23 protein-coding genes are annotated in these 25,877 nt (G+C 37.3%); 14 read left to right on the forward strand and 9 right to left on the reverse strand.

The window, feature by feature from the left end:
• Positions 1–54: 54 nt before the first annotated feature.
• The 4 genes from CDH49_RS11880 to CDH49_RS11895 form a co-directional block, all read right to left on the reverse strand.
• The gene (locus CDH49_RS11880; RefSeq protein ID WP_100615753.1) at positions 55–918 is read right to left on the reverse strand and encodes a nucleoside phosphorylase; all 864 of its coding nucleotides are present in this window, start codon (positions 916–918) and stop codon (positions 55–57) included.
• Positions 908–1,849 carry a DUF1835 domain-containing protein gene (locus tag CDH49_RS11885; protein ID WP_100615754.1) on the reverse strand — a complete coding sequence of 314 codons (942 nt, stop codon included), beginning with the start codon at positions 1,847–1,849 and terminating at the stop codon, positions 908–910. The genes CDH49_RS11880 and CDH49_RS11885 overlap by 11 nt, the downstream gene beginning before the upstream one ends.
• Positions 1,850–1,852: 3 nt before the next feature.
• Positions 1,853–2,182 carry a translation initiation factor gene (locus CDH49_RS11890; RefSeq protein ID WP_100615920.1) on the reverse strand — a complete coding sequence of 110 codons (330 nt, stop codon included), beginning with the start codon at positions 2,180–2,182 and terminating at the stop codon, positions 1,853–1,855.
• A 69-nt stretch (positions 2,183–2,251) separates the two neighbouring features.
• On the reverse strand, positions 2,252–3,202 hold the full coding sequence (locus CDH49_RS11895; protein WP_100615755.1) for an isopenicillin N synthase family dioxygenase: 951 nt from the start codon (positions 3,200–3,202) through the stop codon (positions 2,252–2,254).
• Positions 3,203–3,332: 130 nt separating this feature from the next.
• On the opposite strand from CDH49_RS11895, the gene CDH49_RS11900 reads away from it, so the two are divergent.
• Both CDH49_RS11900 and CDH49_RS11905 read left to right on the forward strand, forming a co-directional pair.
• The gene (locus CDH49_RS11900) at positions 3,333–5,336 is read left to right on the forward strand and encodes an alpha-ketoacid dehydrogenase subunit alpha/beta (protein WP_100615756.1); all 2,004 of its coding nucleotides are present in this window, start codon (positions 3,333–3,335) and stop codon (positions 5,334–5,336) included.
• A gap of 38 nt (positions 5,337–5,374) precedes the next feature.
• Positions 5,375–5,788, forward strand: coding sequence for a 3D domain-containing protein (locus tag CDH49_RS11905; RefSeq protein WP_239970662.1), 414 nt, complete (start codon positions 5,375–5,377; stop codon positions 5,786–5,788).
• A 58-nt stretch (positions 5,789–5,846) separates the two neighbouring features.
• Here CDH49_RS11905 and CDH49_RS15885 read toward each other — a convergent pair whose 3' ends face one another.
• Positions 5,847–5,981: a hypothetical protein gene (locus tag CDH49_RS15885; protein WP_262496635.1), complete on the reverse strand. Its 135-nt coding sequence runs from the start codon at positions 5,979–5,981 to the stop codon at positions 5,847–5,849.
• A 478-nt stretch (positions 5,982–6,459) separates the two neighbouring features.
• Here CDH49_RS15885 and CDH49_RS11910 point away from each other — a divergent pair, with 478 nt between their 5' ends.
• A complete protein-coding gene (locus tag CDH49_RS11910) occupies positions 6,460–7,095 on the forward strand; it encodes a hypothetical protein (RefSeq protein ID WP_100615758.1) in 636 nt (211 codons plus the stop codon).
• A 2-nt stretch (positions 7,096–7,097) separates the two neighbouring features.
• On the opposite strand, the gene mgrA is transcribed toward CDH49_RS11910, so the two are convergent.
• Complete coding sequence (gene mgrA, locus CDH49_RS11915; RefSeq protein ID WP_100615759.1) at positions 7,098–8,111, reverse strand: L-glyceraldehyde 3-phosphate reductase; 1,014 nt, start codon at positions 8,109–8,111, stop codon at positions 7,098–7,100.
• A gap of 169 nt (positions 8,112–8,280) precedes the next feature.
• On the opposite strand from mgrA, the gene CDH49_RS11920 reads away from it, so the two are divergent.
• The 8 genes from CDH49_RS11920 (at position 8,281) to CDH49_RS11955 (ending at position 15,877) form a co-directional block, all read left to right on the forward strand.
• A complete protein-coding gene (locus CDH49_RS11920; RefSeq protein ID WP_100615760.1) occupies positions 8,281–9,834 on the forward strand; it encodes a DEAD/DEAH box helicase in 1,554 nt (517 codons plus the stop codon).
• Between the two features lie 177 nt (positions 9,835–10,011).
• Positions 10,012–10,461: a cold-shock protein gene (locus CDH49_RS11925; protein ID WP_100615761.1), complete on the forward strand. Its 450-nt coding sequence runs from the start codon at positions 10,012–10,014 to the stop codon at positions 10,459–10,461.
• Between the two features lie 59 nt (positions 10,462–10,520).
• Positions 10,521–11,291, forward strand: a complete 771-nt coding sequence (gene ppk2 / locus CDH49_RS11930; RefSeq protein ID WP_100615762.1) for a polyphosphate kinase 2 — start codon at positions 10,521–10,523, stop codon at positions 11,289–11,291.
• Positions 11,292–11,317: 26 nt separating this feature from the next.
• On the forward strand, positions 11,318–12,232 hold the full coding sequence (locus CDH49_RS11935) for an EamA family transporter (RefSeq protein ID WP_100615763.1): 915 nt from the start codon (positions 11,318–11,320) through the stop codon (positions 12,230–12,232).
• Positions 12,222–13,070 carry a DMT family transporter gene (locus CDH49_RS11940; RefSeq protein ID WP_157805308.1) on the forward strand — a complete coding sequence of 283 codons (849 nt, stop codon included), beginning with the start codon at positions 12,222–12,224 and terminating at the stop codon, positions 13,068–13,070. Before CDH49_RS11935 ends, CDH49_RS11940 begins: the two co-directional genes overlap by 11 nt.
• A 54-nt stretch (positions 13,071–13,124) precedes the next feature.
• On the forward strand, positions 13,125–14,174 hold the full coding sequence (locus tag CDH49_RS11945) for a glycosyltransferase family 9 protein (RefSeq protein ID WP_100615764.1): 1,050 nt from the start codon (positions 13,125–13,127) through the stop codon (positions 14,172–14,174).
• A 156-nt stretch (positions 14,175–14,330) separates the two neighbouring features.
• The gene (locus CDH49_RS11950) at positions 14,331–15,440 is read left to right on the forward strand and encodes an alkene reductase (RefSeq protein ID WP_100615922.1); all 1,110 of its coding nucleotides are present in this window, start codon (positions 14,331–14,333) and stop codon (positions 15,438–15,440) included.
• Positions 15,441–15,457: 17 nt separating this feature from the next.
• A complete protein-coding gene (locus CDH49_RS11955) occupies positions 15,458–15,877 on the forward strand; it encodes an OsmC family protein (RefSeq protein WP_100615765.1) in 420 nt (139 codons plus the stop codon).
• Between the two features lie 201 nt (positions 15,878–16,078).
• Here CDH49_RS11955 and CDH49_RS11960 read toward each other — a convergent pair whose 3' ends face one another.
• Together CDH49_RS11960 and CDH49_RS11965 are read right to left on the reverse strand one after the other, a co-directional pair.
• Positions 16,079–17,629, reverse strand: a complete 1,551-nt coding sequence (locus CDH49_RS11960; RefSeq protein ID WP_100615766.1) for a phosphatase PAP2 family protein — start codon at positions 17,627–17,629, stop codon at positions 16,079–16,081.
• On the reverse strand, positions 17,619–18,572 hold the full coding sequence (locus CDH49_RS11965) for a transporter (RefSeq protein ID WP_100615923.1): 954 nt from the start codon (positions 18,570–18,572) through the stop codon (positions 17,619–17,621). The genes CDH49_RS11960 and CDH49_RS11965 overlap by 11 nt, the downstream gene beginning before the upstream one ends.
• A gap of 602 nt (positions 18,573–19,174) precedes the next feature.
• Here CDH49_RS11965 and CDH49_RS11970 point away from each other — a divergent pair.
• Together CDH49_RS11970 and CDH49_RS11975 are read left to right on the forward strand one after the other, a co-directional pair.
• Positions 19,175–19,801 (forward strand): hypothetical protein, encoded by a 627-nt coding sequence (locus tag CDH49_RS11970; protein ID WP_100615767.1) that lies wholly within the window; start codon positions 19,175–19,177, stop codon positions 19,799–19,801.
• A gap of 173 nt (positions 19,802–19,974) precedes the next feature.
• A complete protein-coding gene (locus tag CDH49_RS11975; RefSeq protein ID WP_100615768.1) occupies positions 19,975–20,532 on the forward strand; it encodes a DUF4251 domain-containing protein in 558 nt (185 codons plus the stop codon).
• Between the two features lie 7 nt (positions 20,533–20,539).
• Here CDH49_RS11975 and CDH49_RS11980 read toward each other — a convergent pair whose 3' ends face one another.
• Complete coding sequence (locus tag CDH49_RS11980) at positions 20,540–22,522, reverse strand: DUF5060 domain-containing protein (protein WP_100615769.1); 1,983 nt, start codon at positions 22,520–22,522, stop codon at positions 20,540–20,542.
• 169 nt (positions 22,523–22,691) lie between these two features.
• Between CDH49_RS11980 and CDH49_RS11985 the strand changes: the two genes are divergently transcribed.
• Positions 22,692–25,826 (forward strand): arabinofuranosidase catalytic domain-containing protein, encoded by a 3,135-nt coding sequence (locus CDH49_RS11985; protein ID WP_100615770.1) that lies wholly within the window; start codon positions 22,692–22,694, stop codon positions 25,824–25,826.
• Positions 25,827–25,877: the final 51 nt, after the last annotated feature.

Here is a 25,877-nt window from a genome sequence, read left to right on the forward strand (position 1 = left end):
AAACGTTTTATTGGATTTTAACAGTAGTTTATGTTTGCAATCTAATGAATAATTTTAAATACGATTTAAAGCATATATAATTAAATCCTCTACAATTTTATTAGGATTTTCACTGAAAGTACCACGCGCTCTGTTAGCAATGATGGCGTTTAAAGAGATGGCATGATGTCCTAATAACTTTGAAAGGCCATATATAGCCGCCGTTTCCATTTCAAGATTGGTAATACGAATCCCATTAAAATTAAAGGAATCCATTTTATTGTTTAATTCCGAATCTTGAATCTCTAAACGTAAAATACGTCCTTGTGGTCCATAAAATCCGCCAGCAGTAGCTGTTAAACCTTTATGAATTATGGGGCTATCGAATCTTTTTTCTAACACATCACTTCCTTTTATTACAATAGGTTTTGCTTTGCTTTCGCTCCAATTTGTGTGTTTTATAAAAGCATCTTCGATATCGGGATTTGTGATGGTATCTACTTTATATGAATGCAACATCCCATTGATATCCAAAGAATGGCTACTCATCAGCATAGAATCCACAGGGATATCTTTTTGAAGCGACCCGGATGTTCCAATCCTGATGATATCCAGACTTTTTAGATTATCTTTTACTGTTCGGGTTGTAAAATCGATATTGACCAAAGCATCCAATTCGTTGAGCACAATATCAATATTATCAGGACCAATACCGGTTGAAATGACTGAAATACGCTTCCCATTATAAGTGCCTGTTTGTGTCTTGAATTCCCTTTTTTGTGCTTCAAAATCAATAGCATCAAAATGTTTGGTTACTTTTTCCACCCGATCTTGATCGCCCACAAAAATGATAATGTCGCCTATGTTTTCAGGTTTTAAATTTAAATGGTAGATACTGCCATCTGGATTCAAAATAAGTTCAGAGGCTTTAATAGGCATTGCTTGGTGTTTTTACAAGTTTATTATGCGTTTTACTAAATTGAAAATCAGCATTACTAACCCCGCCATAAAACATAGTGTTTTTAATTTCTGTATAAAAATTATGTTGACCTAATAAGGCTTCATGACCCTTTCTGCTTAATTTATAACCAGATAAATCTATGGTAAAGAATATGGAAAGTTTATCAATAATCCGTTGCAATTGCATATCTCCAAACCCGTAATACCCTTGGTAGTTAAGAGCGTAACCAAGTAAATGGTGATCAGATTTTATGGTATTGTTCTTTACTATTTCAAGAATGTTTTTCTCTAATATATTCAATCCGCTTTTAGAATCTGGAAAACGCTCTAAATGTGCCTTTAAGCAGTTGCTTAAATATACAAAGGATGAACTTTTAACAATAAATGGTTTAAATAAATTATGGTCTGTACCACAGTAAATTTGCCAAAGTGATACAGCAAGCTTTATATCGTCTTCGTTCAGTAAAATTCGTTCATCATAATGTTTTATTATTTCTGCTGAAGACAATTCAGATAGTCCAACTAGGTTTTTATTCCCTTGAATTCTGCCACTACACACAAGGTATATTGGTAAATCTATGTTCTTTTGGTGCATTAAGCTTATGACGGCAATCATATTGATATGACAAAACAAATCATATTCAAACCAAAGGATGATTTCGGAATATGCTTCTTTCCGATTTAATTTTTTTAACTCATTCTTAAATGTGTGCACATCTAATTCCAGCTGATACACAGAAGCAAAAAAAGATTTTCGGGTTTTAAAAAAAGCCTCCGAATCTATATCAACAAAAGTTGGGCCTTCACAGAGCATTTCTCCCCAAGTCAGTATGTCTCCTGCAAAATCCAACTCTAAAAGTTGTTTTGTTAAATGATTTCCATTCGTAATATGAAGCGTTTGTTTGTCCATATATCAACCACCAACACGTTTTACTTTAAATCCTTTGTCTTTAAGAATTTGCATGATTTTATCTCTATAATCACCTTGAATAATGATTTTATCATCTTTAAAGCTTCCCCCAACGTTCAAAGTCGTTTTTATATCTTTAGCCAATAGCTTAAAATCTTCTGTGGCACCTGTGTAGCCCTCCAATATGGTGATGGGCTTGCCTTTTCGCTTTTCATATTTACAAATAATGGGGTCGTCTTGCATCCAAATGCCTAATTCTTCAGAATTATTTTCATCGGAAGGGTCGGGGGTATGGTCTGGAAATAAATTTTTTAGTTGGTCTTTTAAGTCCATAGTCATTTTTTTAGTATACAGTTTCAGTCATAGTCGCAGTAACTGAAAACTGCAACTGTGACTGAAAACTTATTTTTTAATTAAGCCAAGCTCAATCAAACGTTCTGTTAAAAATTCACCCGCGGTAATATCATCGAACTGTTTCGGATTAGTGTCATCAATACAGCCTTCTAAAACATTTAGTTTCATTTCACTGATTGGGTGCATAAAAAATGGAATGGAATATCTCGATGTTCCCCAAAGTTCTTTTGGTGGATTTATCACACGGTGAATCGTGGATTTTAGTTTATTATTGGTGTGTCTGGAAAGCATATCACCTACATTGATCATTAATTCATCTGGTTCTGCAATAGCATCAATCCATTCGCCTTTATGGTTTTGCACTTGCAAGCCACGGCCTTGGGCACCCATTAAAAGGGTTATTAAATTAATGTCTCCGTGTGCTGCTGCACGAACGGCTTCTTTTGGTTCTTCTGTGATTGGCGGATAATGAATTGGGCGCAAAATGGAATTTCCGTTATGTATGTATTGATCAAAGTAGGTTTCTTCCAAATTCAAATGCAACGCCAAAGCACGCAATACGTACTTAGCTGTTTTCTCCAACATTCTATAGGTTTCTTTACCGATCTTGTTAAATTCCGGTAATTCTTCAACCAACACATTTTTTGGGTATTCGGCTTCACGTTTCATATCATTTTCAACATACTGTCCGAAATGCCAAAACTCTTTTAAGTCACCTTCTTTTTTACCTTTGGCACTTTCTTTTCCAAAGGATACATAACCGCGTTGCCCACCGATACCTGGAATTTCGTATTTCTGTTTGGTTTCTATAGGCAAGCTGAAAAAATTCTTTACTTCAGTATACAGATTTTCAACCAAAGAGTCATCTAAAAAATGACCTTTTAGGGCGACAAAGCCAATATCTTCATAGGCTTTACCGATTTCATCTACAAATTTTTGTTTTTTTATAGGGTCTTCAGAAATAAAATCATTTAAATCTACACTTGGAACTAACTTCATCAGGAATTTTTTTTCGATTTCCACAAATGTACAAAACATTGTAAAGATTTTATACCGCATTTTAAACCAATAATCACAAGGAATTCCCTATTTATATTATATTTGAAAAACTTTGAAAAAGTACTGATTAATGAGTAAATCCAATGCCTCACTAGGTATATCATACGATATAAAACATCTGGATCCGAGTTTAATAATGGGTTTGTATAAAAATATGCTGAAACCCAGAATGATAGAGGAAAAGATGCTTGTGTTGTTACGACAAGGGAAAATAAGCAAATGGTTTTCAGGTATTGGTCAAGAAGCCATTTCGGTGGGTGTTACCATGGCCATCAGGAGGGAAGAATATATTTTGCCCATGCATAGAAATCTTGGCGTATTTACCTCTAGAAACATCCCACTACATAGATTATTTGCCCAATGGCAAGGAAAGGCCTCTGGTTTTACTAAAGGCAGGGATCGATCGTTTCATTTTGGCAGTCAGGACTATAAAATTGTCGGTATGATTTCCCATCTAGGCCCTCAACTTGGTGTGGCGGATGGCATAGCACTAGCTTCAAAATTAAAGAAAAAACCATCCGTAACAGTTGTTTTTACTGGAGAAGGCGGCACCAGTGAAGGCGATTTTCATGAAGCGTTGAATGTCGCTTCGGTTTGGAAATTACCAGTTATTTTTTGTGTTGAAAACAATGGTTATGGCTTATCGACACCCACAAATGAGCAATATCATTGTAAAAATATCGCCGACAGAGCCGTGGGTTATGGTATGGAATCGCATATTGTAGATGGTAATAATATTATTGAAGTCTTCACTAAGGTTAATGCGATTGCGAATAACATGAGGGGCAACCCAAGACCAGTTTTGGTTGAGTTTAAAACCTTTAGAATGCGTGGACACGAAGAAGCGAGTGGCACCAAATATGTTCCACAAGACCTTTTAAATACTTGGGAAAAGAAAGATCCACTGATTAATTTTCAAAAATTTTTAATCGACGAAGGTATTTTGACAGATTCACTAGTGGAATCTATTAGAATCGACTTTTCAAGGGAAATAAATAAGCATTTAGATATCGCTTTTGCGGAGGAAGCAATGGCTTCAAATGAAACCAAAGAGTTAAATGATGTTTTTAAACCATTTGAATATAAAGAGGTTAATGAAAATCCCGAATTTAAAAACATACGTTTTATAGATGCCGTTTCAGAAGGTTTAAAACATAGTATGGAGCGTCATGAAGATCTTGTAATTATGGGTCAGGATATTGCGGAATATGGAGGTGTTTTTAAAATCACGGAAGGATTTGTAGAACAGTTTGGTAAAGAGCGCGTAAGAAACACGCCTATATGTGAGTCTGCCATTATTGAAACAGCCATGGGACTCTCCATAGCGGGTATAAAAAGTGTTGTAGAAATGCAATTTGCCGATTTCATTTCTTCGGGTTTTACAGCCGTGGTTAATTATTTAGCAAAATCACATTACAGATGGGGACAACAAGCCGATGTGGTTATACGAATGCCTTGTGGTGGGGGTATGGCCGCAGGGCCGTTCCATTCCCAGACCAACGAAGCTTGGTTTACCAAAACACCAGGACTAAAAGTCGTTTACCCTGCGTTTCCGTATGATGCCAAAGGATTGTTGGCAACCGCTATTAATGATCCGAATCCGGTATTATTTTTTGAACATAAAGGTTTGTATAGAACTATCAGTCAAGATGTGCCTGCCGAATATTATACCTTACCTTTTGGTAAAGCTGCTGTTTTAAGGGATGGCTTAGATGCTACCATTATTTGTTATGGAGCTGCAGTACATTGGGCTTTAAAAACCTTGGATAATAACCCAGATATTCAAGCAGATGTCATTGATTTAAGAACCCTTCAGCCATTAGATACCGCAACTATTTTTGCCTCAGTAAAAAAAACCAACAGAGCCATTATTTTACAGGAAGATTCTTTGTTTGGGGGTATTGCTAGTGATATCTCAGCACTCATTATGGAGAACTGTTTTCAATATTTGGATGCCCCTGTAAAACGGGTCGCTAGTTTAGAGACGCCAATTCCTTTTGCATCTCAATTGGAAGAACGGTATCTTCCGAAAAATCGATTTGAAGGAGAATTAAAATCACTTTTAAAATATTAATATTATTTTTATAATTATAAAAGGTTAATTATTTGAGAATCTCCATACTTATATGTGTTTTGTTATTGCTCAGTTGTAAAGAACAACGCTTTGAAGATAAGTACGATTGGCATACCATTGAGGTGACTGCTTCAGCATATAATTCAACGCGCCATCAAACAGATTCCAATCCATATATTACTGCGTATGGTGATAGTTTAAAACCTGGATTAAATTACATTGCCGTATCAAAAGATTTGGTTAAAAAGGGTTTAAAACACAACACTCCTGTAAAAATAGAAGGTTTTGATAGTATTTATTTTGTAAAGGACCGAATGCATTCACGTTGGAAAAACCGTATAGATATCTATATGGGACTTGATGTAAAAGCAGCTAGGCAATGGGGCAGAAAAAAGGTATCTATTTCTTATGGAATTCCTAAACCCATAGAAGAAAAACACACAAGTAGATAGTTTAGATATAATCCGTCTTTATTTTTTTTCCGTTTCTGATAATATAAAAGGATAGGTTTTAGTAAGTATAAGGTTTAGCGCCTTTCCAAACACCGTCTTTGCTATAATCAAAAGAATTGTTTCTTCTGTAAAACGACACGATTTCTTGGGTAATAGTATCAGTGTGGTTTGATATTTTTATATGTGAGTTCATTTTTTGATTGATGATTATTATTGATGAAATTTTTTGTTTCGAGAGACGTTACTTATCTGTAACGTCTCTTGCTGTTCCAGTTATAATTTTTAGTGTTTACTAAATGACCTGTGTTTTGATTGTTGTTTAAAGTTCTCATGATGTTTGTTTTTTAATTGATTTATATTGTATAGACGATAACAAATTAAAATTGTTACAGTACTATGTATAACATAATATTAAATTAACATAATATTAAGAATAGAGGAGGATTTGATATTATAAATTTATTAGTTGCAAGCTAAAAACAGTTTTAGGAATGGTTTTTGTGTTAAAACAATGCAAAAAGACATGTGCTTAGTTAAACGTTTCAGATAAAGGAATATCTTTGATAACTAATTAAGTTTATGGATTATAAATAAACCCAATTCATTTATAATATATTGAAACTGTGAAACTTTATTTTTCATTTTTTATATTACTGTTTTTCGTAGCATCTATGAATGCTCAAATTGATAGCAGAAATAACTCAATTTCAATACCAGCTATAGAGAGCCCTAAGGATTCTTCAAATTCAAAAAGTATATTGCCATCAAAACCGAATGAAAGCACTAATACCTTTAAAGGCTTATCAACACCAAAAACAACGCGTGAATTTAATTTTCCTAAAAAAGAATTTTCCATGACTGGCGGTGAGGTATTTGGAAATCCCGGGGAATTGTATACCAAGAAACTGGATAATCACATAGAAAGCACAAGGTTGTTAACTCCAGATGAAATTGAACAACGAAACGGTAGTAGAACCGATCAGTTTTTTGGGGATTTTAAAAGTAAGGCCAAGTTTGTGAATATTGCCTATCGTGACCATGGTGCTGTAGATGGGGATTTGATTCAAGTTAGGGTTAACGATGATGTTGTGTTGGCACGTGTATTTTTAACAAATAGCTTTTCTGGATTGAAACTCGATTTAAAGCCCGGAATAAATAAAATAGATTTCGTCGCTCTTAATCAAGGTGAATCTGGGCCAAATACTGCAGAATTCATCGTGGTTGATGATGCGGGGAATGTTGTATCTTCAAACCAATGGAATTTAGCAACAGGCGTAAAAGCAACTATTATCCTTATTAAGGAATAATGTTAACCAACAATTTCATCAATCAATTTTAATTCTTCTACTGTAAACTTTAAGTTATCCAAAGCTTTTACATTTTCCTTTAATTGATTGGTGCTACTAGCTCCAACCAGCACAGAGCTTACTTGTGGCTGTCTTAAAAGCCATGCAATAGCCATTTGCGATAATTTTTGTTCACGTTTCATAGCAATGGCATTTAACGATTTCACTTTTTCAATATTATTTTTTACAGTATCCGTATTTAAAAAGGAAAATGCTTTCTTAGCTCTGGAATCTTCAGGAATCCCATGAATGTATTTATCGGTCAGCATGCCTTGTGCCAATGGAGAAAACGCAATACAGCCAACACCATTTGATTCTAAAGTGTGTAGAAGGCCATCCTCAACCCAACGATCGAACATGGAATAGCGCGCTTGATGTAATATAAATGGTGTATTTAAACGTTTTAATATGTCTGCTGCCTTTTGGGTATCTTCGGGCTCGTAATTAGAGATCCCGACATACAAGGCTTTTCCTTGTCGAACCATATCTGCCAAAGCGCCCATAGTTTCTTCTAAAGGCGTGTCAGGGTCTGGTCTATGATGATAAAAAATATCAACATAATCCAATCCCATGCGTTTTAAACTTTGGTCTATACTGGCGATTAAATATTTTCTAGAACCCCAGTTTCCATAAGGTCCTGGCCACATATCATATCCCGCTTTACTGGCAATAAACAGTTCGTCTCTATAAATTTTAAAATCCTTTTTATAAATCGTTCCGAAATTTTCTTCGGCAGAACCATAAGGAGGGCCATAATTATTGGCTAAATCGAAATGGGTTATGCCCAAATCAAACGCACATCTCAATACCTCTCGAGCTTTTTGTAAATTATCCACAGACCCGAAATTATGCCATAAACCAAGCGAAATAGCAGGTAGAAGCACACCACTGTTCCCAGTTCTATTATAGGTCATTGTTTGGTAGCGTTCAGATGATGCTAAATACTGTTTTTGGTCGGTTTTGTCGTTAATTTGCATAGGATGATTTAAAAAGTAATTGCAGATAAAAGTATAAATTTATTAATTCAAAATGCATCACCAATAAAAAACTCTCGTAATTCATTAGATTTTAAATAAAATTTTAGCATCAATAATTCGTCATAAACCCTTTAAAGGTGTTATTTTTGCACGCTACCAATTAATAAATATGTCCGTATCAAAAACAGAATTAGAGGAAAGAATAGCTGGCAAAGATTTATATAGTTACCAAAAAGGAGCTATAGATAAAATTTTTAAGGCTTTTGAAGAATCTCCAGACGATTACCACTTATTATACCAATTACCAACGGGTGGAGGTAAAACCGTTATTTTTTCTGAAATTGTTAGACAATACCTAAAACATCATAAAAAAAAGGTGCTGGTAATGACGCACCGTATTGAGCTTTGTAAGCAAACATCTAACATGCTTACGGAATTTGAGGTTGTCAATAAAGTGATTGATAGCAAGGCCGATTTAAGTGATCAAGGTGAGTATAGTTGCTTTGTTGCTATGGTTGAGACCTTGAACAACAGACTTAACGATGATAAATTGGATATTTCTGATATCGGATTGGTCATTATTGATGAAGCACATTACAATTCCTTTACCAAACTATTCAAATTTTTTAGTCAGTGCTTTATTCTAGGGGTTACGGCAACGCCTTTAAGTTCTAGTATCGAATTACCTATGACCGACAATTACGATGAATTGATTGTTGGTGAAAGCATAGAATCATTAATAGAAAATGGTTTTTTGGCACGTGCCGAAATGTTCTCATATAACGTTGGTTTGACATCTTTGGTTGTTGGAGCCAATGGTGATTATACTGTTAAATCATCAGAAGATTTGTATACAGCTAACGATATGTTAACCAAGTTGATACAAGCATACGAAGAACGTTCCAAAGGCAAAAAAACCTTAATTTTTAATAACGGTATCAACACCTCGTTGCACGTGTATGACACGTTCAGAAAGGCAGGATATCCCATAGCCCATTTGGATAATACAAATACCAAAAAGGAAAGAGCCCAAATTTTAAAATGGTTCAAAAAAACACCAGATGCCATTTTAACATCCGTTAGTATTTTGACCACTGGTTTTGATGAACCTACCGTAGAAAGTATTATTTTAAATAGAGCCACAAAATCGTTGACGCTTTATTATCAAATGATTGGTAGGGGTTCTCGTGTTTTAAAAAACAAAAAGACTTTTGATGTTATTGATTTAGGTAATAATTTTCACCGATTTGGACCTTGGGGTGATGATTTAGATTGGCAACGTATCTTCAGGTCGCCAAATTATTACTTGGATTCGCTTTTAAGCGATGAGGATTTGGAAAGTAATTTTAGGTACGAAATGCCAGATGAATTGAGAGCCGAGTTCTCAAAATCCCAAAATGTACATTTCGATGTTCAAAAAACATATGTGGAGTCCATAAGAAACGGGGAGTCTTCAAAAGTGGTTTTGGAGCGTTCCATAGAACAGCATGCTAAAATTTGTATTGAAAACAGTGAAGATGTTTATGATGCGTTGGCATTGGCAAAAATGTTGGGTGATGATATAGATTTTAGGATTAATCGCTATACCAAGTGCATTAGTAAAAGTACCTTCAATTTTGTTGAGTGGCTAAAGGGCGAATACCGAAAAAAATTAAACGCTTATTTAAGGTCTAATTTCGATACTGTTTTTGAATCCATCCACGGATATCCTCCAGAAGACTAAATCCATAAGCCAATTTTTTTTATAATATTGCCTAAATAAGCGTATATTTGTGTCGTATATGCATGTTCAAGCATTTTCTATAATTTTTTGACAAACAGTTCCTCGTTGATAAGATTTTATATAAAATTAATTGCAGTGCAGTAAATTTTTAATAATTAAAAACCTTTACCGTAAACTATGGCAAAATCACAAGTAACTTTTAACAAGATTGAAAAAGAAAAAAAGCGCTTAAAAAAACGAGAAGACAAGCAAAAAAAGAAAGACGCTAGAAAAGCTGAAGCCAAAGAAAACCCCCAAGGTATTCAATTTGCTTATGTAGATTACAATGGTAATTTAACAGATACGCCACCAGATCCCTCCATGAAAATTAAGGTTGAGGCAGATAGTATAGAAATTGGCATTCCTAAGAAAGAAATCGGTGATGACGAACCTACTGCAAAAGAAGGCAAAGTGTCCTTTTTTGATACCTCAAAAGGTTTCGGATTTATTTTAGACAGTATCAACCAAGAGAAATATTTTGTTCATGTTAGTGGCTTACTTCAGCCAATAGCAGAAAACGATAGAGTCACTTATGAACTGGAACGAGGACAAAAAGGAATGAACGCCGTTCGGGTTAAAAAGATTTAATTTTTATCAAATTCATTACTTCCTAAGTTTTTATTCATTTTGAGAAATCATAGTGCCTTATGAGTTTGCATGCCATAGAAGAAGATCAGGAATATATCAATCTACAAACCGAATTAGTTAGGTTACAGCAACATATTAAAGGTACCAATCAACGTGTACTCATATTATTTGAAGGCAGGGACACTGCTGGAAAAGGGGGTGCTATCATGCGTTTCATACGTTTTTTAAATCCTAGATTATTCAGAGTCGTTGCCCTTTCCAAGCCGACCGAACGAGAATCAGGCCAATGGTATTTCCAGAGGTATATCGAGCATTTACCAGGACCGGGAGAAATGGTTCTTTTTGACCGTAGTTGGTATAACAGGGCTGTTGTAGAACCTGTAATGGGTTTTTGCACTAAGAAGCAATATAGTTTATTTAATAAACAAGTGGTTCAGTTGGAAAAAATGCTCATTGAAGATGGTATACACCTTTTTAAATTTTGGTTTTCCATTGATGCTGAAGAACAAAAAAGGCGTTTGGAAGACCGTGTTCATAATCCCTTAAAGCAATGGAAATTGAGTAGCGTAGATGTGGAAGCCCAATCTAAATGGGCCGATTTTACAAAATATAAGGAAGCCATGTTTAAAAAAACAGGAACACCACAATCGCCTTGGGTCGTTATTAAAGGAAATGAGCGCGATGTTGCTAGAAAAGAAGTGATTCGTTATGTGGTTAACAGATTTGAATACGACAAAAAAGGAGATACCAACGAACGTTTATCACTTGATAAATCCATAGTAACAGAAGTTTTCGATTTAATTACTTTAAAAGAATGTATAAATAAATAATTATAACATTCTATCCTTAAAACATCATGGCAATTCCACGTAAAACCATTCTTATTGTTTTAGCCTTTTTTGCTATTTATGTTATTTGGGGTTCTACATATTTGCTAAATAAAATCGCCGTTGGAGAACTTCCACCGTTTTTTTTAGCGTCATTCCGATTTATAACAGCAGGTATCATTATTTTTGTCATTGCTAAATCGATGAAGCTTAGGTTATCAATCAGCCGTAAACAACTTATAAATTGTGTGTTTTCTGGATTTTTATTCCTTGTGTATGGAAATGGCGTGTTTGTTTGGGCTTTAAAATATATTGATAGCGGCTTTGCTGCTTTAGAGGCATCCACACAACCGTTGTTTGTTTTATTGCTAATGCGCCTTATCGATAATAAAAAAATGAAAGCTAATGCTTTAATAGGTATAGCTTTAGGGATTATTGGCATGTACATTTTGGTAAGCCAAAAGGAGTTGGTTACTGAAGAAGGGTCCCTTTTGGGTATGTTTATGATTTTAACCTGTGTATTGAGCTGGAGCTATGGCAGCGTTTTTGTTTCGAAAGCAGATTTACCAGCCAATTATTTTGTGAGTACGGCCTATCAAATGATAAGTGCTGGAATCCTTTTGGCCATTACAAGTTTGGTCTTTGGCGAAACTTGGATATCTCCTTTAGAGTGGAGCGTGTCTGTAAAATGGTCCATGCTGCTTTTAAGTGTCTTTGGAAGTGTGGTCGCTTTTACCTCTTTCAATTATTTATTAAAAATGGTTTCCCCAGAAAAAGTATCGACTTCTGCCTACGTCAATCCTGTGATTGCTATAGTGCTTGGGTGGTATATTCTTGATGAAGCTATCTCTTTACAAACCATAATTGCTGCTTGTATTCTTTTAACAGGCGTGTATTTTATAACAACCAAACGGAAAATTAAAATAAGACCTTTTGGACGTTAAAAAAGCTATACAATTCATGTTTATAAGTGCGTTTGCATTTGCATGCATGAACAGTGCTGTGAAATACCTAGTGCATATGAATGCCTTTGAAATTGTTTTTTTCAGATCAATCGGTACACTTTTTTTAACCTTTGGCTATTTATACAAAAAAAAGATTCCAGCTTTTGGCAACAATAAAAAATTATTGACACTACGAAGTTTGGTCGGACTTATTTCCATGACGCTTTTTTTCATGTCAACTAAATACATCCCCATAGGTACTGCCGTATCTTTAAGATATCTAGCACCTATTTTTGCGGCTATTTTTTCTATTTTTTTATTGAAGGATAAAATTAAGCATTGGCAATGGCTTTTCTTTTTGATTTCATTTTTAGGGGTCTTGGTTTTAAAAGGATTGGATACACAAATAAATAACTATGGATTATTTTTGGCTGTTGCTTCAGCGGTTTTTAGTGGTTTAGTGTTTATTACCGTTAGCAAAATTGGTAAAAGCGAACATCCTGTGGTAGTGGTTCATTTCTTCATGTTTATTTCAACAATTGTTGGAGGGATATTGGCAATCAATAATTGGACAAACCCTGAGGGGTGGTGGGAATGGTTGCTATTGTGCAGTTTAGGGTTTTTTGGGTATTTCGGCCAGGTGTTTATGACAAAAGCATTTCAAGTAGCAACCACTAATCAGGTAGCCCCTTTAAATTATTTGGAAGTTATTTTTACGGTATTGGTAGGGATCTTTTTATTTGATGAAATTTACACTCTGTGGAGCATCGTTGGGATACTCATGATTATTTTAGGACTCGTTTTAAACTTTAGGTACAAAGCAAATACATTGGATTAAGTTGTACACCATGATGTGTATTTGTACTTTTGTCCGCCATTATACAAACAATAAATGACCTTTAAAACCCGAATCAACCAACTAAGAAGATGGTTTATGCAAAGCATAACCAAGCATATAGGCAGGAAGTATTCTGAACCAAACCTTGGTGACCTTAACATTGTTGATATAAAAAAAGTGTTGATTATAAGGCCGAATCACCGATTAGGCAATCAACTGTTATTAACACCCATTGTTCAGGAAGTCATTAATACCTTTCCCAATGGTGAGATCGATCTATTTGTTAAGGGTGGTGTGGCAAATCCGGTGTTTGAAAATTATAAACAAATCCATAGAATCATACAATTGCCCAAAAAACCATTCAGTAATATATTCACCTATGTAAAAGGGTGGGTGTCCATAAAACAGACCCAATACGATTTGGTTATCAACGGGGATAAAAATTCATCATCAGGAAGGCTGTTGACCCAGCTTTCTAAAGCAAGATTTAAGATTTTTGGAAATAATTATGAAGAATTAGAGTCAAAATACGATGACTACGAGCATATTTCAAAATACCCCGTTTATAATTTAAGACACTATCTAAATAAACTAGGTTTACCAGAAACCAATGCACCTATGCCATTATTGGATATCAAATTAAAGGATTCTGAAATAGCTATAGGCAAAACAATGTTAGATAGAATTGTAAAGAACCATAAAAAAACCATATGTTTATATACCAATGCTACGGGAGATAAATGTTATTCTGAAGAATGGTGGCATACCTTTTACTCACGTTTGCAGAATGAGTATCCAGATTATAATATCATTGAAATGCTCCCTATTGAAAACATCTCAAAAATCAACTTTAAAGCCCCTCACTTTTATAGTAAGGACATTCGTGAAATGGCTGCCATCATTAAAAATACATCTATATTCATAGCTGCCGATAATGGCGTCATGCATTTGGCAAGTGCTTCTTTAACGCCAACTGTTGGATTCTTCTCGGTGACAAGTATTACAATGTATGCGCCTTATGGTAATGGCAGTGTGGCATTACATACCAACGAAACATCTATAGATGATTGGTTTAAAGCCATAGGTAATATCCTCATTTTTTAACAAATCCTTATCACAACATTCTTTAGTTTACTTGAACATATTCGTAAATTGTCAAAAAAATTAAAGTTACATTAAATAATATAGATTAATATAAATCAAAGTCACCCTGAGTAACTTTGAGGCGTGTTAATTAATCCAAAAACAAAGCATACAAATATGAGTAAACAAGCATTATTAAACCCTTTTAGCGGTAAAAATTTAAATCTTAAAAACAGGATAGTGATGGCGCCTATGACGCGCAGTAGGGCCAATAATGAAGAAAATGTACCAACAGAGGAGCTTCAAGGTATTTATTATGAACAACGGGCTTCGGCTGGTTTAATCATTACTGAAGGTGCGCAGGTGTCGCCAAGAGCTGTTGGTTATATCAATACCCCAGGTATCCACACCAAAGCACAAGTAGAAGGTTGGAAAAAAATAACCAAACGTGTCCACGATAAAGGCGGGAAAATTTTCATTCAATTGTGGCATGTAGGTCGTGTCTCTCATTCCGATTTTCATAATGGTGAATTGCCTTTGGCTCCTTCACCAATCAATCCCCATGAAGAAGTATATACTAGCGAGGGCCTTAAAAAAACGCCTACGCCAAAGGAAATGACTTTGTCTGATATTAACGAAACCATAAATGACTTTAAAAATGCCGCAAAAAATGCCGTAGAAGCAGGATTTGATGGTGTTGAAATACATTCTTCAAACGGTTATTTATTCCACCAATTTTTTAGTGGGACTACAAATAAAAGAACCGACAATTATGGTGGCAGTACAGAAAACAAAGCTCGTTTTTTCTTTGATGTGCTAGATGCTGTTAAAGAAGTGATTCCTGAAGAAAAAATAGGAGCCAGGTTTAATCCGTCGTTAAACAATGTATTTGGTATGACCATGGATGAACAAACCATTCCAACATTTGAATACATTATTAAAAGATTAAACGATTACAATTTGGCGTATGTGCATTTATCAGAGCCGTTTACCGATGTTTCAAATATTCCGTATGCGGTAACAGAAATTGCGAAACATTTCCGACCTTTATATCATGGAACCTTAATGATTAATGCTGGGTTTACACAAGAAAAAGGAAATGCTGTGATAGAAGCTGGTGACGCCGATTTAGTTTCTTTTGGAAAGTTGTATATTTCTAACCCCGATTTGGTGGAGCGTTTTGAAAACAATATGCCGTTGGCAGACTGGAACCAAGACACGTTTTATACGCCCGGAACAGAAGGCTATACCGATTATCCAAAAGTAACAAACACACAATACGTATAACTAATAAATTGAATATTATGAAATTTACAAGAAAAGCAAACGCACAATGGAACGGTGCAGGAAAAGACGGTAAAGGCTATTTAACCACAGCTAGTGGTGTGCTAAGCAAGACACCATATTCATTCCACACCCGTTTTGAAGATGGTGAAAAAGGAACGAATCCAGAAGAATTAATCGGTGCGGCACATTCAGGATGCTTTGCCATGCAATTAAGTTTTTTATTGAATGAAGCAGGCTTTACTGCGACCACTTTGGATGTAGCTGCTGTGGTGACTTTTGAAGACGGCAATGTGACTAAAGTTGCTTTAACTTTGGAAGGTGACGTCCCAAATATTGACGCCACACAATTTCAAGAGATTGCAACAAAAGCGAAAGAAGTATGTCCGATTTCCAAACTTTTAAAAGCTGATATTGAATTAAATGCGACTTTAAAGTAGTAAATTAATTAAATATATATAACAGTCAATATATTAATAAGTTGGCTGTTTTTTTGTACATATTTTATGTAAAATACTAGGCATAATTTAAATAAAAAAACCTGACACAAAACATGTTGCATCAGGTCCTCCCTCTAAACTAAAATTAAAAAATAGACAAATTTTTATATTGGAAGTTCCAAATTTTTTATTAAAAATGTATCAATCGGCACCATCCAACCTCGCTCTATTCACGGCATATTCCGCAACCGTTTTCCCTTGTTCCATGCCCACGTTAGCATCAAACGTCCAATGGATACCCCCATACACTCTCGAGTTAGCTGCTTCTTCTGCCCAAGTCCATACTTGATCAGATTCCTCTGGAAACACATAGGACAGCACTTCGGCTGCCGCCGCAGAAAATGTACTGTGACCCGAGGTATAGGCAGGGAAATTTGGTGTCCCAATAATGGTTTTAAACCCATCAATCATTTCAATCGGTCTAGGGTAGTGGTAGTAATATTTGGCATCCCAACAGCTAATCCCAGCATCCATGATAGCCATATTTAAATAAGCAAAAGTTCGTGCCGAACGCAAGGGGTTAAATTCATAAGCCACTAAATACTCCTTGGTAATCCTGTTCCAGTGCCCTGGTGGTGTAAAGGTGGATAAACCATCTTGCCAAAAATTAGCTATACGTCTACGTTCACTGGTGACATTGGCAGCATAATCCTTTAAAATTTTAACATCTTCCAGATACTCTACGGAACCAATGGCAGGTGGGGGGCCTGGGCGAACCTCTTCTACATTTGCAACATTCCACATACGTACTTTGCCGTAAAGAGGTGTGAGTCCCACTGGTCTCACGGGATTTTCTTGATTGGTCCATTGCCAGCCAAATCTTTCAAATGCTGCTGCCTTTATAGAATCCGAAACTGGTTTTGGTGTCTGTGCTTTACTCATACCATCTGTAGCCGCTCTCGATAATGCTCTGGTCGCAATCTCATTTCCTATAAGTTTACCAGCATCAATGTCGCTTTGTACATTGCCACCTGATAAAAAAAGACTTTCCAAATGTTCGTTTTCTTTTTGTTGTAAATACTCCACTTCTAACGGGAACATGGCACTTAGGATTCTTCTTGAAGCACTGGCAATAACAGCACCATCAGAAGGATAAGAAGGAATGGTATTGACTGGGTAAGCGAACGCTATGGTGTTATCGTGTTGATAAGGTGCTGCTCTGTTGTATGCATATTTAAAATTCCAAGCCGATATCATTCCGTCATATTGCGCCACTGATAAATAGGCTAAGGCCCGAATAGCATAAGGCGGATTGGCAAATGGGAATGGGGGTGGCCCATTAGGATTTCCGGCGTTAGGCAAGGTGTAGGTACCATCAGCATTCGGGCCTGGAATGAGGTTGTATTTGGAAATTAATTCAACCGCTATCTCATTCCAGCGAATAATGGGATTGTTGGTCCAATATTCAATGGCTTTTTTCTGTTCAGGGGTTGTTTGTTGCATCGCTGATTTCATTGCTGCGATTTCTGCTAAGTATTCAACTGAATTTGTAGCACTTGGAGCATCTATAGTAATGTCGCCCGCAGTTGGCAGTATGTGTGACCAAGTGCCACCATTTTCATCTGTAGATGTAAAAGCATAACTATCAAAATTCATATAATAGGGGATATCCCTTTCACAAGCCGTTGTTAATATGGCCATTGCAAAAATTATGACAGCGATTTGTTTGTTTTTTATAATCTTATTGTACATGCTCGTTCTTTTTAAAATTAAACTGGTAAGTCACACCAAAACCTGTATTGTTGATTTTCCCGGTATTCATGCCATCAAAAACACGATTGTGATATGCCAACACGCCTAAACCTTTAATGTCCTTAAAATAGTATTGGGCAAATAATCCCCATCGGTCAAAATCAACCCTATTGGTAGGCTGTGGGGCATTATAAGCCCTAATGTTATCACCACTGGAAGAACGTTGTGCGGCATAAATTAATTCCAGTCTTAAGGAATTCCCTAATGCTCTAAAACCAATGACGCCTTCAAAACTCCATGCGTCGGGAACATCCATATACTTAGAATAGCGACTTCCATCACTGTAATAATAGTCTCTTTCAGCCTCCGCATAACCTCTCCATAAATGGGCAATACTGGTTCTAAAATACATATTGTTGTTCCATTTATGTTCCATGATACCTCTTACGGATAATTCTGGAGCACCAAAACCCAAACTATAAGGCATATAATCCGCTAGGTAATTGGAAGCAGGGGTAGAGAAGCCCACACTGGATAGTAAAAACAGTTCGCCGCCCGGCATCTTTTTTCTTAAAGCTTGATATTTTAACGATATTCCTAAATCTTGAAATCCTTCAACGCCTGCAAATTTACCTCCATTTGGTTCCGTCGATCTAGTGCTAACATGTGGAACGCCTACGTATAAGTTAGCATTCTTAAAAATCCCGACAGCAACCATAGGCAATATCGTTTTTCGTTGAACCTCTGCTATGGTGGCATTCTCCCGTAATTTAGAGCCTTCCCAATATTCATCGAAACTGCCAAAATCATAGTTTAAAAGTATGCAGATATCTCCCAAAGGCATCATAACCGCATCATTAGGCGTTTGGGCATAAGTATCATACACAGTAAATAATGGTAGAAAAAGGAAAATACCTCGAAAAAAGGGATGAGATGGCTTCATTGGAGCGGAAATTTTTTTAATCCAATGGTGAATTTTAAATGGTTGGTTCATTTAAAGTAATTAGTTAGTTGGTTTTATAGATAATTAAAAATCAAAGGATTTCTATTTGAGATTTTAATTATTCTAACTGCTAATATTATTATTTTACCGAGTACTCATAAAAAAATTATGTGAATGAACCATTTGGATTGATGAAACCTTTATTTTAATGGATAGGACGTTTTGTTAACTTAATCATTTTTGTTGTTTTCAATCATCCTTTTACGCGGGTTGTCCGTTCGAGTGAATGTTAGCAATGGAGTGACTGAAATTTGTATCGAGAGCATGAGTTAAACCAGCTTCTCGATACTATTTTCTCATGCTTCGAAAATCACTCGAAGTGACATTTAGGTTGTTAATTATGTTTTTTTAGCCTATCAGTTCGAGTGAAATAACGAGCACGAGGTATTTTATATCGAGAACTTTCGTTATAAAAACCAAGTCATTCATCGGTAATTTTTACATTTTAAAACATCTTATCGTAAAGTTTTGGCGTTCATAAGATTTTTATTGCTTAGTAAACCTAAACCACTAATTTTAAACAAATTAAAACCAAGACCCCCATGAAAAAACTAACAACTCTACTATCCATAACCAGTTTGTTAAGCATTTGCTTCACATCCATGGCTCAGGATACTGCTAGCAATACCAACCTACTTGCAGACGACTACAAAAACCGTAGTGCCATTTACGATTATTCAGAAAAAAACCTTAATAATACAGATACTATTGCCGATTTTCAATCAAAAACAGGAAAACTAAAAATAACTGGAATCATTTACCATAATGATGGCATAACCCCTGCCAAAGATGTTATTTTATACATCTCCCAACCTGACGAAAATGGTAATTACCAAATGAAAAGGGATGCCAACCGCAAACGCTATGTACACCACAGGGCTTGGATAAAAACCGATGCTGATGGCAGATACACCTTCTATACCTTTATGCCCGGTAAATTATTCCGCACCAAAGAATTAAAACAAATACACCGTACCGTTAAAGAACCAGGGAAACCAGAACAAGAATTGGCAGCCTTCTTTTTTAATGACGACCCTTTAATACCAGAATTAACATTGGCATGCCGTGCTGAGGCCGCTAAAAGCATGCTTAGGATAGAGGAAAAAGATGGTATGTACATTGCGACAAGAGATATTAGATTAAGCAAAACAGACGCTATAGAATTTTAATAATATTTAAGTTGCTATTTTTGAACTCACCAGTATACTTTTAGTATGCTGGTTTTTTTTATGGGTTTTATTAGCCGATAGTTACATTAACAAAAAATTAAACAGCTTATGTCAAAAATTTGGTATATTTAGATAACTGCCACCAAGTTTATAACATCCTAAATTTTTTAAGTATGCTAAAGATTTTATTACTAGGTACCATACTAATAGTTTTTGTAGCTTGTGGTTCAGGGAATCCGAAATATAGCGAAGAAAATAGTAGAGCGCTACGCAGCATGATTGAAAACCAATCATTGGAAATAATATCCAATCGCGCGCTACCGATTATGACGTCCGCCATGCAACAACTCGGTAATGCTGGGCTGTTTATTAATGGAAGTACTGCGGGTAGCATCGATATATCTACACACAGCAATTATCTAAGAATGAAAAAAGATTCCGTGATAGCGAGTTTGCCATTTTATGGAGAGCGCCAATTTGGAGGGGGCTATAATACCTCATCTGGCATCGAATTTGAAGGCGTTCCAGACGATTTACAAATAAATAAAGGCAAGGAGTCTTCTTATGAAATTCGTTTTAATATGGCAGACAAAAACTCAAATACCGATAATTATCGGGTGTATATCAAATTGTTTCCTAATTTGACCAGTACCATCAGCATCAATAGTTCGAGTCGTAGCAACATCCAGTATAGAGGGAATGTTCATGCGATAGATAGTGACAAACAATGATTAAAAATCAGTTCTTTATTTCAGTAATCTTCATCGCCCAATCAATGATAGATGGATGTTGTTTATCTGGAAATAGCGGTAACTCCAAAACACCTTTTTTATTCGTTTTTACATGAATAGGTTGTCCCCATTCGCCATTAAGTGGGTTGAACCAAACCAACGCATAGGATGTATTGGGTTTAAATCCTTTCAACTCAGGTAAAACGGACTGGTTTTCAAAATACAATAATGCAAAATCTTTGTTAGGCGTCCGCATCATATATGACCATCCGTCCAATCCCATCTCGGGACTACCGGGCGCTTTGTGTGGATTCATACCTTTAGTGGCGGGTTGCAAATTCTGATAATAATGTCCTTCCGACATGATAAACGTATGGAGGTGCTGCATGTGATGTCCAGAGTCATATTTCAAGGCTTCCCAAAAATGAGGCCGAGCTCCTGAAGGCTCTCCAGTACTTGTCATATCGTAAGCTGCCGTACCATGTACATGGCCAGACAGTGCGCCTGAAAGTACCGAACCATACATTTGGGCCCGTGCAAAATAGTTATCCCGTACCGAATTGGCTGGTGGCCGTTCGCCATTTGGTTTGTTAATGGAATGGTCCCAACCCGTATAATAAGGCTCAAAATTGATGGCTGGATACGCTGGACTCAGATTAAAAAGGGTGTCTATGGCAGTAGTGACACGGTGGTCTCTTGGTTTATTGCCCACACTATGCATCATTAACCATGGAACATCCTTATCATGTCCAAATGCTTTATAAGTGGATCGATCGATTAATGTGGTAACCACTTGACCAAATGGCATGGGGCCATATTTTTCTAAATGATAGGTGAGGGCCTCATTAAACTTATCGGCCGTTAGGCTAAAATCCTTTGGAATCCAATCCAAATGAATGCCGCTAAAGACCATATTATAAGCGCCATACCTCGAAATAAGATATTGAACGTAACGTGCAAAACTTTCCTTAAAATTAAAATAGGCATTCCAAGAAGGACCAACATCCCGCCGTACCGTTTCCAATAAGGGCACCAGACCTTGTTCGGACATGTATGCCATTTTTTTATCCAAGCTTTTAAAATATTCTGGATTGATGGTATTAAAATCGGACACACCTTTATAGGTATCGGACATAGCAAAGGGTAAATTTCCATATTCGTCCCGCATGTTTTTTGAAGTAAAAGTACCCCAATAACTCAAACCTCCAGAAGCATCGGTGCCTATGGCATCTGAGACATCATAACCAAACTTTTCCCAAGCATTTCTTAAGAATATACCACTGGAATCGGCGTAGGTACTCGGGTGGTTATCGGCCTCCCAGTTTGGAAAGGCAGCTATCATACTTACCGAATTATACCCTTGGTTTTTACGATAATTGATGGCATCTTCAAATCCTATTCCTGTGTCGGGGATATAATTATCTTGAGTAGTGGCATTTCTAAAAGGCAATCGCCACGTAGATCCTGCAAGCCACGTATCGCCAATCATAAAAAAAGGTGTGCCATCCGTATATTGTAAGGCACGGCCATTTTCAGTGGGTATTACAAAACCATGGCGGTTGGGGTTATCTTCTTTTTCCTTATCTGTCCATTCCACAGCTTTAAACGCCCCGCTTTTAGTGTTCAATCCGTTATCATTAGGTTGGTTCGAACCACTTTTCCAAGTCCACATACCCGCTTTTGTTGCCACGACGCGGACTAAAAATGTATTAGCTCCATTCCAGAACCCATAAATGCGTTTGGAAAAACCAGGCCCTTCCAAATCTACCCAACAGGTAATCTCAGTGTAATAATTGGTGTAGGTATTTTCGGTTTTTAGCTCAATTTCCAACAGTTCCCAAGTATGGATTTGTGGCGTCCCATTGGTTTGAGCTGGCATGATAAACACATGGCAAACCATGAATAAACCTACTAAAAAAAGGCGACAGGGTATAAATTTATAAGTCATAATGGATGTATCTATTCCATAAATATAATAAGATTTTAGCATTAAAAACTTTTGTTCTTTTTAGAAGGAGCAACGGGAATTGCAAACGTCTACATTTACAGGGATTTATAATTATTTTGCATGATAACAGGCAAACGTTTAATCATTTTTAGAGAAATTTTATTAAATTACGAGTTCAACTAACTATCCATAACTAATCAAGACAACTACCATGAAAAACAAATATTCCTTTACGCTTGCATTAGCTTCGACCATTGCCATATTATTAATTTTTATAACGGGTTGTGGAAACGGTAAAGTGCTGCCCCGAAGTGAAGGCCCAGGCGATATTTATACGGCCGCAGGTTTTCCTCCAGTTACGGCGCATAGTACTACACGGGCTTTGTTTGCTGCCTATAACGGACCACTTTATCAGGTGTCTCGGGAGTCCGACGAAAAAACTTTAGACATAGGCGTAGTGCAACCCAGTGCTGGTGATGCCGGAGGCTATGCCGACGCCGCTGCCCAAGACGCATTCTGTGCGGATGCCACATGTTGGATTAGCATTATTTATGACCAATCTGGACATGGAAATGATTTAAAACAGGCACCTCCAGGAACGTTTAGGGGACTAGCCAAAGGCGGATTTAATAGCCTTCCCTTGGCGGATATGGCTCCCGTAACGATTAACGGTCATAAAGTCTATGGCACGTATGTCATGCCGGGTTCTGGTTTACGAAATAATAATGCCGTTGGTCTTCCCATTAATGATGAACCAGAAGGCATTTATATGGTACTTGATGGCACACACTATTCCAGTGGTTGCTGCTTTAACTATGGAAATACATCCACGAACAGTAGGGCAGTGGGTACGGGCACCATGTCAACAGTGTATTATGGTACGGCTACCGCATGGGGAAAAGGTGAAGGCGAAGGTCCATGGATCATGTCGGATATGGAAGCTGGTCTTTTTTCAGGTTATGAAACCAAAGAAAATGCCGCGAACCCCACCATTGATTCTTGGCGTTTTGTGACAGGCATGGTGAATGGTGGTGGTGGCAACCAATGGGAAATATGGGGTGCCAATGCACAGGAAGGTGACTTATTGAACTTCTACAAAGGTGTTCGTCCGCAATCAAAAGAGAATGATACCTATTTTCCCATGAGCCGTAAAGGTTCTATACAAATGGGGAATGGTGGCGATAATGGTAACGGTTCGGCTGGTACCTTTTATGAAGGCATTATGACTGCAAGTTACCCTACTGAAGACGTTGTAAAAGCCGTGCAGGCTAATATCGTCGCTGCCAAATATGATGTACCAAGTGTTAGTTTATCACGACTTACAAGCTTTACGCCGGGTGCCGTTCAGGAACTTAAAGTATCTTTTACCAACACATTAGCAGAAGCGGTGTCAGACGTCAAATTGACGTTGGATTTACCACAAGGTTGGTCTTCTGAAGCAACTACAACCCTAAGCGAATCCATAGCAGCGGGAAGTACCGTAGAAGCAGTTTTTAACATCACATCACCAACCTCTGTGGATGCGGGTTATCTAAAAGCCAAAGCAGTGTGGGGAGACAAAACCTATGAAACAGCCCAACGCGTAAGAAACGTTCTTCCCGTGAAGATTAATGAAGCAAGTTTTAGTGGCGGTCCCAATCCCACCAATCAGTTTTTGGAACTTTATAATAGCTCTGATGCCGATGTGGATATTTCTAACTGGTCAGTTATCAATACACCAGGGGAATGGTCGCCTTTACAATTGGCTAAAATTCCACAAGGCACCATATTGGGTGCTGGTAAATTCTATCTTTTTGGTTTGGCACCATCTGGCTTGGTAACAGCGACAAATACGGGTGATAAAATCATCAATGTGCGCAGTACTGAAGGGATGCGCGTGGGTCAGCATATTGATATTAATGGCGAAAAAGCCATCATTGCCAGTTTGGGCACGCCGGCAACGGATAAAACCATCGTTTTTGTCCCGGTAACCACAGGACCATGGCTTGATTTTCCTGTTGGGACTACCAATTTACCTGTGGCCAATGCTGAAGGTTTTAAGGTAGGAGATAAGATAGGTATTGATTTAGGCGGTAATTATGAGATTGCTACAGTTACCAAAGTAGGTAAGGGTTCGACTCAAAGTAGCCTTGCGGAAGAAGCAAAAACTGGTGACACCATCATCAAAGTATGGCAAAATGCTAACATGACTCCGGGCGATACGTTAACGATCAATACTGGGGCTCGTGTAGAGTTGGCTGTTGTAAAAAACATCATTACGGTGGTGAATGCACCATTGCGTGGCCGATTTACAGGCGACCCGGGACAGGTGGAGTTAACCGCACCGCTTAAAAATGATCACATTTTGGCTGCGGATGTCGCATCACCAGGTACGGGGATTAGCTTCACGCCAGCAACACGTTTTGCCCATAAAAGTGGCGATGCCGTTCAGGCACTTGGTAGTGGTGTTACCCTAAAAGAAGGATTGGCCAAAAACCATGAATTAGGCGCACCGATTGTGCTTTCTGGAAATACAAGTATTGGCTATCAAGGTACGGTGCAAGCGAATCAGTATTACGGACTTCCCATGTCTATTTATGCAGGTTCAGTGGCGTTGATGGATGCCAGTGGCAAGGTACTCATGGATGCCATCATTTATGGTTCCCAACAGGGCAACTCTAGTTCCAGAGGTTCGGTAGCCACACCACAGATAGCGACGTTGGAAGGTGAACAAACCCAAGGTGGTTGTATTGCGGTACTTCCCGGTTCTAGCCAAGGCTCGTTTACGGATTCATACGATCCCATGATACGAAGTTTGGGACGTTTCCCCGATGGTGCTGATAGCGATAGTAATTGCGAAGATTTTAAATCGCAAGCTGTCATCACCTTGGCAAGTGCATCCACCATTGGTTCTAAAAATATTAAAGTGATTAGTGTGGAAGGTTTAAACGTGGGTCAACAAATCGTTATTGGGTTAGGTGCTAACGCAGAAAAAGTGACCATTACAGACCTCGGAAGCACAGGAGCAACCACCCTAAGGTCTGCCACTGCTGCTGGTGCTACCAGCATTCCAGTAGCTCATATTATTGGTTTTAGTGAAGGCCAAACCATTACTATTGGTAGTGGCTCAAAACAGGAAACACTTGTTATCGCTTCCATTACCAGACCACGCCGTAATTTTGAAAACCCTTCCGAAAGTCAGGGGGCGTCTATTACCGTGAATAAAGGATTGAGCCATGCACATGCGGCAGGCGAATCGCTTTCTGGTAGTGGAATTACCCTTAGTGCCGCTTTGACTAAAAACCATGCACAAGATGAACAGGTGTCTAGTAGTTTGCCAACCCCAGGGGAAGCGAATCAGTATTAGTGAGGCTAGATCTAGAAAACGAAAAGTACAGTTTTTATCTTTTATGAAGAT

Origin of the sequence: Confluentibacter citreus (assembly GCF_002807055.1) — a bacterium.
Taxonomy (GTDB): Bacteria; Bacteroidota; Bacteroidia; order Flavobacteriales; family Flavobacteriaceae; genus Confluentibacter; species Confluentibacter citreus.

What these genes read in the sequence shown, in the direction of transcription:
- CDH49_RS11880 (WP_100615753.1), bottom strand. Translation starts at nt 918, where the DNA reads ATGCCTATTAAAGCCTCTGAACTTATTTTGAATCCAGATGGCAGTATC.
- CDH49_RS11885 (WP_100615754.1), bottom strand. Translation starts at nt 1,849, where the DNA reads ATGGACAAACAAACGCTTCATATTACGAATGGAAATCATTTAACAAAA.
- CDH49_RS11890 (WP_100615920.1), bottom strand. Translation starts at nt 2,182, where the DNA reads ATGGACTTAAAAGACCAACTAAAAAATTTATTTCCAGACCATACCCCC.
- CDH49_RS11895 (WP_100615755.1), bottom strand. Translation starts at nt 3,202, where the DNA reads ATGAAGTTAGTTCCAAGTGTAGATTTAAATGATTTTATTTCTGAAGAC.
- CDH49_RS11900 (WP_100615756.1), top strand. Translation starts at nt 3,333, where the DNA reads ATGAGTAAATCCAATGCCTCACTAGGTATATCATACGATATAAAACAT.
- CDH49_RS15885 (WP_262496635.1), bottom strand. Translation starts at nt 5,981, where the DNA reads ATGAACTCACATATAAAAATATCAAACCACACTGATACTATTACCCAA.
- CDH49_RS11910 (WP_100615758.1), top strand. Translation starts at nt 6,460, where the DNA reads ATGAATGCTCAAATTGATAGCAGAAATAACTCAATTTCAATACCAGCT.
- mgrA (WP_100615759.1), bottom strand. Translation starts at nt 8,111, where the DNA reads ATGCAAATTAACGACAAAACCGACCAAAAACAGTATTTAGCATCATCT.
- CDH49_RS11920 (WP_100615760.1), top strand. Translation starts at nt 8,281, where the DNA reads ATGTCCGTATCAAAAACAGAATTAGAGGAAAGAATAGCTGGCAAAGAT.
- CDH49_RS11925 (WP_100615761.1), top strand. Translation starts at nt 10,012, where the DNA reads ATGGCAAAATCACAAGTAACTTTTAACAAGATTGAAAAAGAAAAAAAG.
- ppk2 (WP_100615762.1), top strand. Translation starts at nt 10,521, where the DNA reads ATGAGTTTGCATGCCATAGAAGAAGATCAGGAATATATCAATCTACAA.
- CDH49_RS11935 (WP_100615763.1), top strand. Translation starts at nt 11,318, where the DNA reads ATGGCAATTCCACGTAAAACCATTCTTATTGTTTTAGCCTTTTTTGCT.
- CDH49_RS11945 (WP_100615764.1), top strand. Translation starts at nt 13,125, where the DNA reads ATGACCTTTAAAACCCGAATCAACCAACTAAGAAGATGGTTTATGCAA.
- CDH49_RS11950 (WP_100615922.1), top strand. Translation starts at nt 14,331, where the DNA reads ATGAGTAAACAAGCATTATTAAACCCTTTTAGCGGTAAAAATTTAAAT.
- CDH49_RS11955 (WP_100615765.1), top strand. Translation starts at nt 15,458, where the DNA reads ATGAAATTTACAAGAAAAGCAAACGCACAATGGAACGGTGCAGGAAAA.
- CDH49_RS11960 (WP_100615766.1), bottom strand. Translation starts at nt 17,629, where the DNA reads ATGTACAATAAGATTATAAAAAACAAACAAATCGCTGTCATAATTTTT.
- CDH49_RS11965 (WP_100615923.1), bottom strand. Translation starts at nt 18,572, where the DNA reads ATGAAGCCATCTCATCCCTTTTTTCGAGGTATTTTCCTTTTTCTACCA.
- CDH49_RS11970 (WP_100615767.1), top strand. Translation starts at nt 19,175, where the DNA reads ATGAAAAAACTAACAACTCTACTATCCATAACCAGTTTGTTAAGCATT.
- CDH49_RS11975 (WP_100615768.1), top strand. Translation starts at nt 19,975, where the DNA reads ATGCTAAAGATTTTATTACTAGGTACCATACTAATAGTTTTTGTAGCT.
- CDH49_RS11980 (WP_100615769.1), bottom strand. Translation starts at nt 22,522, where the DNA reads ATGCTAAAATCTTATTATATTTATGGAATAGATACATCCATTATGACT.
- CDH49_RS11985 (WP_100615770.1), top strand. Translation starts at nt 22,692, where the DNA reads ATGAAAAACAAATATTCCTTTACGCTTGCATTAGCTTCGACCATTGCC.